The 12,088-nt window shown below is 72.1% G+C and carries 11 protein-coding genes; all 11 read left to right on the top strand.

Going from position 1 to position 12,088, the window contains the following annotated elements:
• Positions 1 to 39 precede the first annotated feature (39 nt).
• Positions 40 to 1,797 carry an arginine--tRNA ligase gene (gene argS / locus WBG79_RS14260; protein WP_337357764.1) on the top strand — a complete coding sequence of 586 codons (1,758 nt, stop codon included), beginning with the start codon at positions 40 to 42 and terminating at the stop codon, positions 1,795 to 1,797.
• A gap of 71 nt (positions 1,798 to 1,868) precedes the next feature.
• Positions 1,869 to 3,929, top strand: a complete 2,061-nt coding sequence (locus WBG79_RS14255; RefSeq protein WP_337357763.1) for an SPOR domain-containing protein — start codon at positions 1,869 to 1,871, stop codon at positions 3,927 to 3,929.
• 185 nt (positions 3,930 to 4,114) lie between these two features.
• Positions 4,115 to 5,134 (top strand): beta-N-acetylhexosaminidase, encoded by a 1,020-nt coding sequence (gene nagZ / locus WBG79_RS14250; RefSeq protein WP_337357762.1) that lies wholly within the window; start codon positions 4,115 to 4,117, stop codon positions 5,132 to 5,134.
• 93 nt (positions 5,135 to 5,227) lie between these two features.
• On the top strand, positions 5,228 to 6,070 hold the full coding sequence (locus tag WBG79_RS14245; protein WP_443147458.1) for a segregation and condensation protein A: 843 nt from the start codon (positions 5,228 to 5,230) through the stop codon (positions 6,068 to 6,070).
• Positions 6,063 to 6,779, top strand: a complete 717-nt coding sequence (gene scpB / locus WBG79_RS14240) for an SMC-Scp complex subunit ScpB (protein ID WP_337357761.1) — start codon at positions 6,063 to 6,065, stop codon at positions 6,777 to 6,779. Before WBG79_RS14245 ends, scpB begins: the two co-directional genes overlap by 8 nt.
• A gap of 31 nt (positions 6,780 to 6,810) precedes the next feature.
• The gene (locus tag WBG79_RS14235; protein ID WP_443147457.1) at positions 6,811 to 7,956 is read left to right on the top strand and encodes an ABC transporter ATP-binding protein; all 1,146 of its coding nucleotides are present in this window, start codon (positions 6,811 to 6,813) and stop codon (positions 7,954 to 7,956) included.
• Between the two features lie 215 nt (positions 7,957 to 8,171).
• Positions 8,172 to 8,417 carry a twin-arginine translocase TatA/TatE family subunit gene (locus WBG79_RS14230; protein ID WP_337357760.1) on the top strand — a complete coding sequence of 82 codons (246 nt, stop codon included), beginning with the start codon at positions 8,172 to 8,174 and terminating at the stop codon, positions 8,415 to 8,417.
• 168 nt (positions 8,418 to 8,585) lie between these two features.
• A complete protein-coding gene (gene tatB, locus WBG79_RS14225) occupies positions 8,586 to 9,092 on the top strand; it encodes a Sec-independent protein translocase protein TatB (RefSeq protein ID WP_337357759.1) in 507 nt (168 codons plus the stop codon).
• A gap of 3 nt (positions 9,093 to 9,095) precedes the next feature.
• Positions 9,096 to 9,890, top strand: a complete 795-nt coding sequence (gene tatC / locus WBG79_RS14220) for a twin-arginine translocase subunit TatC (protein WP_337357758.1) — start codon at positions 9,096 to 9,098, stop codon at positions 9,888 to 9,890.
• 67 nt (positions 9,891 to 9,957) lie between these two features.
• Positions 9,958 to 11,238, top strand: a complete 1,281-nt coding sequence (gene serS, locus WBG79_RS14215; protein WP_337357757.1) for a serine--tRNA ligase — start codon at positions 9,958 to 9,960, stop codon at positions 11,236 to 11,238.
• 91 nt (positions 11,239 to 11,329) lie between these two features.
• Positions 11,330 to 12,088, top strand: coding sequence for a 5'/3'-nucleotidase SurE (gene surE, locus WBG79_RS14210; protein WP_337357756.1), 759 nt, complete (start codon positions 11,330 to 11,332; stop codon positions 12,086 to 12,088).

Here is a 12,088-nt window from a genome sequence, read left to right as displayed (position 1 = left end):
CCCCGCCGCCCGTCCCCGAACCACGGGCCCCTGAGAGCCATGAACGTCTTCGCCGATTTCACCATGCGCGTCCGCCGGGCGGTCGCGGTGCTCGACCTGAAGGATCGGGACGGAAAGCCGCTCGACCTCGACCGCGTGACGGTCGAGCCGCCGCGCGATCCGGCGCATGGCGACCTCGCCACCAACGCCGCCATGGTGCTCGCCAAGGCGGCCGGACAGAACCCGCGGCAGATCGCCATCGCGCTGGCGGGAGAGCTCGCGGCGGACGAGGACGTCGCCGAAACGGAGGTGGCCGGGCCGGGCTTCCTCAACCTGCGCCTGAGGCCCGGCTACTGGACGGGGCTCGTCGGGGCGGTGATCCGGGCGGGCGCCGACTACGGTCGCGGCGTGGCGCCGGGCACCAAAGTCAACGTGGAGTACGTCTCGGCGAACCCGACCGGGCCGATGCATGTGGGGCACTGCCGCGGCGCCGTCGTGGGCGACGCGCTCGCCAACCTCCTCGCTCATGCGGGCCACGACGTGACGAAGGAGTACTACATCAACGACGCCGGCGCGCAGGTGGACGTGCTGGCGCGCTCCGCGTACCTGCGCTACCGCGAGGCGCTCGGCGAGACGGTGACGATCCCGGAGGGCTTCTACCCGGGCGACTACCTGAAGCCGGTCGGCGAGAGCCTGGCCCTGCGCTTCGGCACGAGCCTCCTCGACCGGGAGGAGGCCGACTGGCTGCCGGTGGTGCGCGAGGTGGCGATCGACGCCATGATGGCGATGATCAAGGAGGACCTGCGCGTCCTCAACGTGGAGCACGACGTCTTCTTCTCGGAGGCCTCGCTGTCGCGGGGGGCCTTCGGCAACCGGGTCGAGGCGGCGATCGAGGCCCTGAGGGCCCGTGGCCTCATCTACGAGGGCCGCCTGCCGCCGCCGAAGGGCGCGCCGGTCGAGGATTGGGAGGACCGGGAGCAGACGCTGTTCCGCGCCACCGCGGCGGGGGACGACGTCGACCGGCCGTTGATGAAGTCCGACGGCTCCTACACCTATTTCGCCTCCGACATCGCCTATCACTACGACAAGTTCCTGCGCGGCTTCGGGACCCAGATCGACATCTGGGGCGCCGACCACGGCGGCTACGTGAAGCGGATGCAGGCGGCGGTCCGGGCGATCACGGACGGGGAGGCGGAGCTCGACGTGAAGCTCTGCCAGCTCGTCCGGCTGACCCGCGGCGGCGAGCCGGTGAAGATGTCGAAGCGGGCCGGGGACTTCGTCACCCTCCGGGACGTGGTCGAGGAGGTCGGCCGCGACGCGGTCCGCTTCATGATGCTCTACCGGAAGAACGACGCACCGCTCGACTTCGACTTCCAGAAGGTCACCGAGCAGTCGAAGGACAACCCGGTCTTCTACGTACAGTACGCATATGCACGGACGCGATCGGTTTTCCGCCAGGCCGCCGAGGAATTGCCCGATTTGGCGCTTACCGACGCGGCGCTCGCCGCCGCTCCCCTCGACCGGTTGGCCGATATCGGGGAGATGGCGATCATAAGACGGCTCGCGGAATGGCCGCGCCTGGTCGAACAGGCGGCCGCCGCGCACGAGCCGCACCGGATAGCCTTCTATCTGTACGACTTGGCGAGCGAACTGCACGCGCACTGGAACAGGGGCAAAGACCTGCCTCAATTACGGTTTATTAACGTTGACGATCCACTATCGTCCTCGGCCCGATTGGCGATGGTTCGCGCCGTTGCTTTGGTTCTTGCGTCCGGGCTCGCTATATTGGGTGTCGAAGCGCCCGACGAAATGCGATAATCGGACCGTGAGCGCTTTACGGGCGCTGTTCCCCGAGGGGATACTCCGAGTGACGGAGGTTCACGAATCCGATGTCCGACATGAAGCGCCCGCTCGCCCGTAACGACCGGCCCTACGACGACGATCCGCTGGTCGAGCTCGCCCGGATCGTCAGTGGTTCGCCCTTCCCGGAGCCCGCGCGCTCCGAGGAGCCGATCACGCTGCCGCCCCAGCTCATGCCGCAGGGGCGCGCCCATGTCGGTCGCCAGCCCATGCCCAACCAGATCTCCGCCCTGGAGCAGGAGCTCTTCAGCGAGCTCCGTTCCTCCGTCGATCCCGACCGGGCTCCGCGCCAGCGCGTGCCGGCCGGCCCCCCGGTGGCTGAGGCCGCGTCCCCGAAGGTCGTTCCCATGAATTCGCACGTCGCCTCCGCCGCCTACGGCATCGATCCGGCCCTCGAGGCGCAGCGCTCCGCACCGACCCGGCCGCAGCCCGCGCCCTACCGCAGCGGCGTGGCGGACGGCTCCTACGATCCGGCCTTCGAGGATTTCTTCGCCGATCCCGGCTACGTGGAGCAGGCCGTCCCGGCTCCGGCTCCGGTGCCCGTCCGCGCCGCGGCGCCGGTCCAGGCTCCGACCCCGGTCCAGGCTCCGACCCCGGTCCAGGCCCAGGCCCCGCAGCGGGCCGCCGTCGAACGTACCGCGCCCCTGCGCGCCGTGCCCGAGCCCGTCGCGGCGGAGCGGATCGCGGTGCCGCCCCGTCCCGCGTCCCCGGCCTATCCGGAACCCACCTTCGCCGATTTCGGCCGCGACGAAATCGCGGCGGCGGCGCGCGAGGCGCTGCCCTACGATGCGGGCGCCCCGGTGATGCCGGACCATCCAGCGACCGAGCGGGCGGCGGCACGGCCGGTTGCGCGCGAGTCGCGGCGCGGGCTCGCCATGGCGGGCGTGGCCCTCGGCGTCTTCGTCATGGGCGGCCTCGGATTCCTCGGCTGGCGTGCCTATGCGGGCGTCGACGTCGCCGGCGGTGGCGGGACGCCGCTGATCATGGCCGACACCCGGCCCATGAAGGTGAAGCCGACCTCCACGGCGCAGCCGCCGTCCGGCCCGAACCTCTCCGCCGACAAGGTGGAGGACAAGTCGCGCCTGGTGAGCCGCCAGGAGGATCCGGTCGACCAGGTCACCAGCCGCGGGTCCGACGGCCGCAACATCCGCCTGATCGCGCCGGGCTCTCCGGGCGCCGTCGCCCCCGAGGCGCCGAAGACCGTGCGCACCGTGGTGGTCCGTCCGGACGGCACGATCGTGCCGTCGGGCGATGCCGCGCCGCGCCCCTCGGCGCAGCCGCCGGTCGCGCCGCCCCGCGTCGAGGCCGCCGCGCCGCCGGCTCCGTCCGCGCCGCTGCCGAAGGAGACCACCATCGCGTCGCTCTCGGCGACCCCGCCGGTGCCCGTGCCGCAGACAACGGCGAGCGTGTCCCCCGTCGCCACCGCCCCGGTCTCACGCGTGCCAGTGACGCCCGTCGCCGTGCCGAGCGTCTCCGTTGCGCCGGCCCCGGTCTCGCCGCCGCCGGCCGCCGCCGCACCCGCCGCCGTGACCCCGGTCCCGGCGAAGCCCGTCGCGGTCGCGCCGGCTCCGGTTGCGCCGCCGGCACCCGTCGCCGCCAAGCCGGCCGCACCGGTCCAGGCCGCGGCGCCGCAGCCCGCGGCGGTCCAGCCGGCGCGTCCGGCGGCCCAGCCTCAGACCCAGCCCCAGACCTCCGGTGCGCCGCTGGCGCTCGGCCCCGTGCCGCCGACCCGGGTCGCCACGACGGGTACCGTGCCGGTTCCGGCCGCGCCGGCCGCTCCGGCCCCGATCGCCGCCGCGCCCGCTCCGACGCAGACCGCCGCCGCCCAGCCGCGCGGCGCCGGTGGCGGGGCCTACGTGCAGATCTCCTCGCAGAAGTCGGCCGACGAGGCGCGCAGGTCCTTCTCGGACTTCCAGCGCAAGTATCCGGACCTCGCCAGCGGCCGCAGCCTGGACGTCCAGGAGGCGAACCTCGGCGCCCGCGGCACCTACTATCGAGCCCGCGTGGTGGCCGGCTCGCGCGAGGAGGCCCAGGAGCTCTGCTCGCAGATCAAGGCCAAGGGCGGCGACTGCGTGGTCGCCGGCCGCTAAACCCGCGGGAGGGCCGCGCCCCGGCCAAGGGGCGGGCCCTCTCCGGCGTCCCCCGTCCCGAGACGCAGGCGGTCCCGCGTGGCTAGCCGCGGACCGGCCGGAGCCGTCCCGTCACCGCTTCCGATCGCAAGCGCTCCGAGGCGCGCCGCCCGGCCGCCGCAGGCACCCAGCCGAAGGGCCACAGCATGTCGAACGCCGCCTTCATCAGCGGATGCGCCGGACCGGTCCTCTCGGCGGAGGAGCGGGCCTTCTTCGCCGGCGAGCGTCCCTGGGGCTTCATCCTGTTCAAGCGCAACATCGAGACGCCCGCGCAGGTGTCCGATCTCGTGTCGAGCCTGCGAGACGCGGTCGGCCGGCCCGACGCGCCCGTGCTGATCGACCAGGAGGGCGGGCGCGTGCAGCGCATGGGCCCGCCGCACTGGCCGGCCTATCCGACCGGCCGCGCCTACGGTGACCTGTTCGCCCGCGATCCGGAGACCGGGCGCCGCGCGGCCTGGCTCGGCGCGCGGCTGATCGCGGCGGACCTCGCCGCCGTCGGCATCGACGTCGACTGCCTGCCGGTTCTCGACGTGCCGGTCGAGGGGGCGCATGACGTGATCGGCGCGCGCGCCTACGGCCTCGAGCCCGGCGTCGTGGCGACGCTCGGGCGTGCGGCCGCCGAGGGCTTGCTGGCCGGCGGCGTGCTGCCGGTCGTCAAGCACATCCCCGGCCACGGCCGGGCCGGTGTCGACAGCCACCACCAGCTTCCCGTCGTCGAGACCTCGCGCGACGTCCTCGAGGCCACCGACTTCCCGCCCTTCGCGGCGCTCGCCGAGATGCCGCTCGGCATGACGGCGCACGTGGTCTACACGGCCCTCGACGCGCGCAATCCGGCGACGACCTCCGGCTACGTGGTGGAGGAAATCATCCGCGGGCGGCTCGGCTTCGCGGGCGCGCTGATGTCGGACGACGTCTCCATGAAGGCGCTGGCCGGCACCCCGGGCGAGAATGCGCGCGCCTCGCTCGACGCCGGGTGCGACCTCGTGCTTCACTGCAACGGAGACCTCGCGGAAATGAAGGCGGTGGCGGCCGCGTGCCGGCCGCTGGCCGGGGCCGCCGCGGTGCGCACGGGCCGGGCGCTCGCCTTCCGCAAGTCACCCGCGCCGTTCGACGTCGCCGCCGCGCGCGCGGAGTTCGACCGCCTGATGGGCGCCTCGGTCGCCTGAGGCCGGCGCCGCCTGGAGGAACCGTTGTCCGCAGACGGGGAGCGCGAGGGTGAGAGCGGGCCGGCCGCCGCGCCGGAGGCCACCCAGCCGTCCCTGTTTCCGCTGCCCCCGGCGGAGGAGGACTGGTCGACCCCGCCACGCGGGGCCGTGGCCGGCGCGGAGGGCGAGGAGCCGATCCTGGTCGTCGACGTCGCCGGCTTCGAGGGGCCGCTCGATCTTCTCCTGGCGCTCGCCCGGTCGCAGAAGGTGGACCTCGCCCGGATCTCCATCCTGGCGCTCGCCGACCAGTACCTCGCCTATGTGGAGGCGGCGCGGAAGACACGGCTCGAGCTCGCCGCCGACTACCTGGTGATGGCCGCCTGGCTCGCCTACCTGAAATCGCGCTTGCTGCTGCCGAGCCCCGCCGCCGACGACGAGCCCTCGGGCGAGGAGCTCGCGGCCGCGCTCGCCTTCCGTTTGCAGCGCCTGGAGGCGATCCGGGCGGCGGCCGGGCGGCTCGTCAACCGCAACCGCCTCGGCCGGGAGGTCTTCGCGCGCGGCGCGCCGGAGCCGATCGCGCTCCTCAGGCGCGACACCTGGACGGCGAGCCTCTACGATCTCCTCTCCGCCTATGCGGGCCAGCGGCAGCGCCAGATGGTGACCGCGGTGCGCGTCGCCCGGCGGAGCGTCTGGGCGCTGGCGGACGCACGCGAGATCCTGGAGCGGCTGATCGGCCGGATCGGCGACTGGACGCCGATCCAGAGCTTCCTGGCGCGCTACATGAGCCCCGAGATGCGGGCCACCGTGATCGCCAGCTCCTTCACGGCGAGCCTCGAACTGGTCAGGGAGGGCCGGCTCGAGATCCGGCAGGCGGAGCCCTTCGCGCCGCTCTACATCCGGCCCCGCCGCGAGGAAGCGCCGGAGGATCCGGACGGCGGCAGGGCCGACGATGGCTGAGGACGGTCCCGCCCCCGCGTCCGCGCCCGCGCCGGAGGCTGCCACGGTCGACCGGGAGGCCCTGCGCATGGCCGAGGCGATCCTGTTCGCGTCCGCCGAGCCGCTCGACGAGGACACGCTGGCGGCGCGGCTTCCGGCCGGCGCCGACGTCCCGGGGCTCGTGGCCGCTCTCGCGGCCGACTACGCCACGCGCGGGGTCAACCTCGTCCGCGTCGCCGGCAAGTGGATGTTCCGCACCGCCGAGGATCTCGCCTGGCTGATGAGCCGGGAGGCCCACGAGACGCGACGGCTGCCGCGCGCCGGGCTGGAAACGCTCGCCACGATCGCCTATCACCAGCCGGTGACCCGGGCCGAGATCGAGGCGATCCGCGGCGTGTCCATGTCGAAGGGCACGCTCGACGTCCTGCTCGAGGCCGGCTGGATCCGCATGCGGGGGCGCCGCCGCACGCCGGGCCGGCCGATCACCTACGGGACGACAGAGGCGTTCCTGGTCCATTTCGGCCTGGAGTCGATCCAGGACCTGCCCGGCCTCGACGAGCTGCGCGGCGCGGGGCTGATCGAGGGCCACGTGCCGCCGGGCTTCCACGTGCCGGTGCCGGGCGATCCGGAGGGCCTGGGCGAGGACGAGGACCCGATCGACGAGGCCGAGCTCGCCGATCTGTTCGAAGCGGAGGAGGGCGGCGGGGTGCCGCCGGAGGACGAGGAATGAGATCGGCAATGGAGAGCCCCGCGGCGTGAGCATCAGCGATCGGGAGGCCGGCCCCGGGGCCGCGCTCAGGACGTCGCGCCCCGCCGGGCCGCGGGCCAAGGCCGCCGCCACCATCGCGGCGCGCCTCACCTTCGAGGCGGTGGGGCACGCCTATGACGGCGTCGTCTCCGTCGACGGGGTCAGCCTGGACGTGGAGCCGGGCGAGGTGCTGTGCCTGCTCGGACAGTCCGGCTGCGGGAAGACCACGCTCCTGCGGCTCGCTGCCGGGGTGGAGCAGCCGAGCGCCGGGCGCATCCTGATCAACGGCCAGGAGGTGAGCGGCCCCAAGGCCTTCCTGCCGCCGGAGCGGCGCGGCGTCGGGCTCATGTTCCAGGACTATGCGCTGTTCCCGCACCTGACGATCGTGGCCAACGTGATGTTCGGCCTGACGGCCCTGCCGAAGGGGGAAGCCGAGCGGGAGGCTCTCCAAGCGCTCGCCCGCGTGGGCCTTGAGAGCCATGCCTTCGACTATCCGCACGAGCTTTCGGGGGGCGAGCAGCAGCGGGTCGCTCTGGCGCGCGCCATCGCGCCGCGGCCCTCGGTGCTCCTGATGGACGAGCCCTTCTCGGGCCTGGACCGGCGCCTGCGCGACAGCGTGAGGGACGAGACGCTGGCGGTCTTGCGCGAGACGCGCGCCACGTCGCTCGTCGTCACGCACGATCCGGAGGAGGCGATGCGGATGGGCGACCGCATCGCCCTGATGCGCCGGGGACGCCTCGTCCAGGTCGGCACCGCCTCGGAGATCTACCACCGTCCCGCGGACCTGTTCACCGCGCGGTTCTTCTCGGAGCTGAACGTGGTGGAGGGGCGTGCGGGCGGCCACGAGGTCGAGACGCCGCTCGGCCGCTTCGAGACGCCGGGCACGCTCGAGGGGCAAGCGGTCGAGGTCGCCATCCGGCCGCAGGGCGTCGCGCTTCAACCCGCCGACGCGCCGCCGGACCGGCGGAACCGGCGCCCCGGGGTGCCGGGCCGCGTGGTCGAGACGCGGTTCCTCGGGGAGGTCGACCTCGTCGAGGTGGCGGTGGAGGGGCTCGACCAGCCCCTCAAGGCGCGGCTGCGCGGGGGGCCGGCCCTGCCGCCGGGCACGGACGTGACGGTCTCGGTCGATCCGGCCGAGGTTCTCGTCTTCGCCAAGTGACGGCGGCGGGATCGCGGGGCGGCCGGGGGCCCGCCCCCTTTCCCCACAGTGCTGCCACACCATATGTGCACCCTGGGTCCGACAAAGGCGCCCCGGGGTAAGGTTCCGCCGCCAATTTTCTTGACCGATGGTCGCGGCTGGGCCATCACGGGCGCCGACAGGCAAAAGACCGGACCGGGACAGGGTGCCCGCTGGGCGGGAGTGGAGACGACGAAATGGGTTCCTTCAGCATCTGGCACTGGCTCATCGTCCTGGTGGTCGTGCTGCTCCTCTTCGGCCGCGGCAAGATCCCCGAGCTGATGGGCGACTTCGCCAAGGGCATCAAGAGCTTCAAGAAGGGCATGCAGGACGACGACAAGGAGGCGGAGGTCGCCCCGACCGTGACGCCGCCGGTGAAGACCATCGACCATCGCGCCGACGCGCCGGTGGCGACCGCCGACGACAAGTCCAAGGCCAGCTGACGCCCGCCTGACCGCCGGACGGCCCGCCGCGCCCTCGCGCGGGACGGGCCTCCATTTCCGGCCTTGCGCACGGCAACGGGCCGTGCGACAGGGCAGGCCATCGAGGGATGCGGCCCCCATCCGGGCGGGCGCGAGCGCGCCTCCGCCAGGGGGCCTCGGCAGGACGACATGCTGGACGTTGGCTGGAGCGAACTGCTCATCATCGGGGTCGTGGCGCTGGTCGTCGTCGGCCCGAAGGACCTGCCGAAGCTGCTTCGGCTGGCCGGCCAATGGATGGGGAAGATCCGCCGGATGGCCGCCGAGTTCCAGGGGCAGGTCAACGAGGCGATCCGCGAGGCGGAACTCGAGGACGTCAAGAAGAGCGTCGAGGACCTGAAGTCCTACAATCCCGCCAACATGATCCGCAACGAGATCGACTCCGCGCTGGCGCCGGTCACGCAGGTCTCCAACGAGCTCAACAGCGAGATGGCGCGGATCGAGGCCGGCCTGGACGCGCCGATGACGCCGCCGGCGACCGCCGATGCCGCGCCGGCCGTCGCCGAGCCGCCGGCGCCATCGGCCGAGAGCCTCGGGCTGCCGGACCTGCAGGAGCCGCAGCTACCCCTCGACCTCGAGCCGCCGAAGCCCGCCCCGGCGCCGGTCCCCGACGCAACGACGCCGACCAAGAGCGCCTGACGGATGAGCGACGAGGACGAGATCGAGGCCTCCCGGGCCCCGCTGATCGAGCACCTGATCGAACTGCGGCAGCGGCTGATCCGCTCGCTGCTGGCGATCGTCGCGGCGTTCATCGTCTGCTTCTATTTCGCGAAGCCCATCTACAACTTCCTGGTCTGGCCCTACGACTGGACGATCCGGACCATGACCGGAAAGCCAGCCGTGATGATCTTCACGGCGCCGCAGGAATTCTTCATCACGCAGATCAAGGTGGCCTTCTACGGCGCGCTCTTCATCGCCTTTCCGGTGATCGCGACGCAGATCTACAAGTTCGTAGCGCCCGGCCTCTACAAGCACGAGAAGCAGGCCTTCTTCCCGTACCTCGTGGCGACGCCCGTATTCTTCGTGCTCGGCGCCGGTCTCGTCTACTTCATGCTGCCTTTCATCCTCGGGTTTTTCGCCGGGATGCAGCAGAGCGGCGATGGCGAGATCAAGATCGAGCTCCTGCCGCGGGTCAGCGAGTACCTCTCGCTGATCATGTCGCTCACCTTCGCGTTCGGCATCGTGTTCCAGATGCCGGTGGTGCTGACGCTGCTCGGCCGCATCGGCGTGCTGACGGCCAAGGACCTGCGGGAGCGGCGGCGCTGGGCGATCCTGATCGCCTTCGTGGCCGCGGCGGTGCTGACGCCGCCCGATCCGCTCTCCCAGATCTCGCTTGCGGTGCCCACCATCCTCCTCTACGAACTCACCATCTTCGCCGTCGCCTTCGTCGAGAGGCAGGCCCGCAAGGCTCCGGATGGCGAAACGGCGGGGACCTGATCCAAGGTCCCGCTGCGGAAGGCGGCCCGATCGATTCGCCGGCCGCCCGACGCATTCGAGGTGAGACATGTTCGACATCAGGTGGATCCGCGACAACGCGGAGGCATTCGACCGGGCGCTGACGAACCGCGGCAAGGCCCCGCTCTCGGCGGAGCTGCTGGCGGTCGACGACCGCCGCCGCGCCCACATTACCCGCCTCCAGGAGCTGCAGGCCCGCCAGAACGCCGCCTCCAAGGAGATCGGCCGCGCCAAGCAGCAGAAGGACGAGGCGCGCGCCCAGGCGCTGATGGCCGAGGTCGCGAGCGTCAAGGCCGAGATCCAGGCCGGGGAGGCGACGGAGCGCGAGATCCAGGCGGAGCTCGACGCCAAGCTCGCCGAGATCCCCAACGTGCCGCAGGACGACGTTCCCGTCGGCGCCGACGAGCACGGCAACGTGGAGGTCCGCCGCCACCTCGCCCCGAGGAACTTCTCCTTCCCGCCGAAGCAGCATTTCGAGATCGGCGAGGCGCTCGGGCTGATGGACTTCGAGCGGGCCGGCAAGGTCTCGGGCGCCCGCTTCGTGTTCCTGAAGGGCAAGCTCGCGCGGCTCGAGCGCGCGCTCGGCCAGTTCATGCTCGACCTGCACACCGACACCCACGGCTACACCGAGGTCGACCCGCCGTTCCTGGTCAAGACCGAGAGCGCCTACGGCACCGGCAACCTGCCGAAGTTCGCCGAGGACCTGTTCCAGACGCGGGAAGGCTTCTGGCTGGTGCCGACCGCGGAGGTGCCGCTGACCAATCTGGTGCGCGAGGAGATCCTCGACGAGCCGGCGCTGCCCTACCGCTTCACCGCCTGGACGCCCTGCTTCCGCTCGGAGGCCGGGTCGGCGGGGCGGGACACGCGCGGCATGATCCGGCAGCACCAGTTCCTCAAGGTCGAGCTCGTGTCGATTACCACGCAGGACCAGTCCGCCGCCGAGCACGAGCGCATGACGCAATGCGCCGAGGAGGTGCTGAAGCGCCTCGGCCTGCCGTACCGCACCATCGTGCTGTGCACCGGCGACATGGGCTTCGCCTCGCAGAAGACCTACGACATCGAGGTCTGGCTGCCGGGGCAGGGGGCCTATCGCGAGATCTCGTCCTGCTCCAATTGCGGGGACTTCCAGGCGCGGCGCATGAATGCGCGCTACCGGCCCGCGGAGGGCAAGGGCACGCGCTTCGTGCATACGCTCAACGGCTCCGGCGTGGCGGTCGGTCGGGCGCTCGTGGCGGTCCTGGAGAACTACCAGAACGAGGACGGCTCGGTGACCGTTCCGGAGGTGCTGCGGCCCTACATGGGTGGCCTCGAGGTCATCGCGAAGGGCTGACGTTCGACGCGGGGCGGGCCATGCGGTGGGGCCTGGGCCTGCCGCGTCCCGTCCGGCATGGAAAGTTCCTGGCGAAGCGTTCGAGGGCCCGATGCGCATCCTGATCACCAACGACGACGGCATCCATGCGCCCGGCCTCGCCGTGATGGAGGACATCGCGCGGGCGCTGACCGACGACGTCTGGGTCGTGGCGCCCGAGACCGACCAGTCCGGCAAGGCCCATTCGCTGACGCTCTCCGATCCGCTGCGCCTGCGCGAGATCGACGGGCGGCACATGGCGGTGCGCGGCACGCCGACCGATTGCGTGATCATGGGCATCCGCCACATCCTGCCGGGCAAGCCGGACCTCGTCCTCTCCGGCGTCAACCGCGGGGCCAACATCGCCGACGACGTGACCTATTCGGGCACGGTGGCGGGCGCCATGGAGGGGACGATCCTGGGCTTCCCGTCGATCGCCATGAGCCAGGCCTTCGGCTGGAAGGACGGCTCGGAGGTGCCCTGGGAGACGGCGCGGGCGCTCGGGCCCGATATCGTCAGGACCATCCTGAAGACCGGGATCCCCGACGGGATCCTGATGAACGTCAATTTCCCGAACCGGGCGCCGGCGGACTGCAACGGCGTGATCGTCACCATGCAGGGGGAGCGCAACGGCGACCTCATCCATGTCGACGAGCGGATGGACAACCGCGGGTTCCCCTACTACTGGATCGCCTACCGGCCGAAGCGGCTGTCGCCAGCCGAGGGCAGCGACCTCTGGGCGCTCGACCGCGGCGCCGTCTCGGTGACGCCGCTCCGCCTCGACCTGACCGACCACGGCCTGCGCCAGACGCTGCAGCACGCGTTTCGATGA

Origin of the sequence: Prosthecomicrobium sp. N25 (assembly GCF_037203705.1) — a bacterium.
Taxonomy (GTDB): domain Bacteria; phylum Pseudomonadota; class Alphaproteobacteria; order Rhizobiales; family Ancalomicrobiaceae; genus Prosthecodimorpha.
Note: the sequence above shows the minus strand (reverse complement) of the source record. Positions and strands in the feature narration are given on the sequence as shown.

Excerpts from the sequence above, each read along its gene's own strand:
- tatC (WP_337357758.1), top strand. The coding sequence starts at position 9,096 with ATGAGCGACGAGGACGAGATCGAGGCCTCCCGGGCCCCGCTGATCGAG.
- WBG79_RS14230 (WP_337357760.1), top strand. The coding sequence starts at position 8,172 with ATGGGTTCCTTCAGCATCTGGCACTGGCTCATCGTCCTGGTGGTCGTG.
- scpB (WP_337357761.1), top strand. The coding sequence starts at position 6,063 with ATGGCTGAGGACGGTCCCGCCCCCGCGTCCGCGCCCGCGCCGGAGGCT.
- surE (WP_337357756.1), top strand. The coding sequence starts at position 11,330 with ATGCGCATCCTGATCACCAACGACGACGGCATCCATGCGCCCGGCCTC.
- nagZ (WP_337357762.1), top strand. The coding sequence starts at position 4,115 with ATGTCGAACGCCGCCTTCATCAGCGGATGCGCCGGACCGGTCCTCTCG.
- tatB (WP_337357759.1), top strand. The coding sequence starts at position 8,586 with ATGCTGGACGTTGGCTGGAGCGAACTGCTCATCATCGGGGTCGTGGCG.
- WBG79_RS14255 (WP_337357763.1), top strand. The coding sequence starts at position 1,869 with ATGTCCGACATGAAGCGCCCGCTCGCCCGTAACGACCGGCCCTACGAC.
- argS (WP_337357764.1), top strand. The coding sequence starts at position 40 with ATGAACGTCTTCGCCGATTTCACCATGCGCGTCCGCCGGGCGGTCGCG.
- serS (WP_337357757.1), top strand. The coding sequence starts at position 9,958 with ATGTTCGACATCAGGTGGATCCGCGACAACGCGGAGGCATTCGACCGG.